This window comes from Thomasclavelia cocleata, from assembly GCF_900102365.1.
GTDB lineage: Bacteria > Bacillota_I > Bacilli_A > Erysipelotrichales > Coprobacillaceae > Thomasclavelia > Thomasclavelia cocleata.
In genome coordinates this window covers 1-1,258 of record NZ_FOIN01000088.1, presented here as the reverse complement: position 1 = coordinate 1,258, position 1,258 = coordinate 1, and the positions used below count along the sequence as shown (strand labels likewise).

The 1,258-nt window shown below is 22.7% G+C and carries 2 protein-coding genes; one reads left to right on the top strand and one right to left on the bottom strand.

From position 1 onward, the window contains the following. A partial coding sequence (locus tag BMW96_RS13835; RefSeq protein ID WP_218139432.1) for a restriction endonuclease subunit S domain-containing protein occupies positions 1-636 on the top strand: 636 nt, incomplete at its 5' end. On the opposite strand, the gene BMW96_RS14300 is transcribed toward BMW96_RS13835, so the two are convergent. Continuing rightward, positions 629-1,258 (bottom strand): restriction endonuclease subunit S (locus tag BMW96_RS14300; RefSeq protein WP_177165866.1); only part of this gene is annotated, 630 nt, incomplete at its 5' end. The two genes, BMW96_RS13835 and BMW96_RS14300, sit on opposite strands and share 8 nt — an antisense overlap.

Below are 1,258 nucleotides of genomic sequence, written 5' to 3'. Positions count from 1 at the left end.
CAAACTCAAAGTAAAATCATTGATCTATATACTTCTCTAATTAAATCAATAGAAGATAATATATTTTGGAATAATACAGATTATCATTCATTACCAATAAAAAAAATATTAACTGAAATAATTGAAAAAAGTATTATTCAAAATCAATATCCAATACTAAGTTCTACTAAACAAGGAATATTTTTACAATCAGAATATTTTAATAAAGAAGCGGCTAGTTCAAATAATATTGGTTATAAAATCACTCATAAAGGTGATATTATAATTAGTCCTCAAAATCTTTGGATGGGTAATATTAATTATAATGATAAGTTTGAGAATGGACTAGTTTCACCCTCATATCATATATATCAAATAAATAAAATGTTTAATCCAATATATATTTCTGAGATATTGAAAACACGCCGAGCATTATTTATGTATAAAACTATATCTGAACAAGGAGCAAGTATTGTCAGAAGAAATTTAAATATTGATGCATTTAGTGAACTTTACTTTCCAATACCAGACAGAAAAAAACAAGATGAAATAAGCTTAATTATAAGCAAACTTCATCAAAAGATTAATATAGAAAAATGCTTATTGGATCAGTATAAAAATCAAAAAAATTATTTATTAAGAAATATGTTTATATAAACATATTTCTTAAAAGATATTTCTTTTGATTTCTAAGCTGCTCTAAATATTTCTTTTCTATTAAAATTTTCAAATCTATATTTTTGATTTTTTTTGATAGCTGAATTTGAACATCAATAGAAGGAAGTTCTATAGACATATTTTGCATTCCAGAAAATGTAAGACACTGTCTTACACTTCCTTCTAATTTTTTTAATAATTGCTTTTTAAAAGTTGTTGATTGTAAAAATATATCAAAATAAGTATATGTTATTCTTGTTGTATTTAATTCAAAAATAATGTACATTGGACTGACAATACCAATATCAAAATTTTTTAATCGTGCAATAGATCCAACATTTATTCTTGCAGGATTATACGCATATTGATTTTTTTTGACAATCTTATAGTTTGATGTATTAGTACTAGCTACTTTTCTTTCTTCAAATTGTTCCGTTTGTTTTATGAATCCTAATGAGTTATTAACTGATAATATATTATTAAAAGATAGGTTTTTATTTCTCAAACTAGATTCTTTGATTAAATCATTTAAAGGTACAGAATGATAATTATTGTTAAATATATGCTGTATAATACTTTCTTTAAGATACAAATAATCATCAATGATTTTACTTTGAGTTTG